Annotated in this window: 1 protein-coding gene; it reads right to left on the reverse strand. The window is 49.3% G+C overall.

Going from position 1 to position 221, the window contains the following annotated elements; translation table 11 throughout:
• Nucleotides 1-221: condensation domain-containing protein (locus tag HFD99_RS25405; RefSeq protein ID WP_167441123.1), on the reverse strand; the 221-nt coding region annotated here is incomplete at both ends.

Raw genomic sequence — 221 nt, forward strand, 5'->3', positions numbered from 1 at the left:
CTTTTGAAGCAGTAAGCCCCAGGCTGTTTGCAGTAATGTATTCGGGGTCACGTGGTACTGCTTGGCTACCATTTCCATGCGCCCTGTCAAATCCTTACCTAGATCGCACAACACATGCTCAAATTGTGCACCGTCCGCTTTCGCGCCGACTTTTCCGGTTGGAATCGACGTTTGTTGATCATAGCCCAGCAAATAATCTTTCCAGTATGAGGCTGCTGCTT

Source organism: Paenibacillus sp. EKM301P (assembly GCF_011800295.1).
Lineage (GTDB): Bacteria > Bacillota > Bacilli > Paenibacillales > Paenibacillaceae > Paenibacillus > Paenibacillus polymyxa.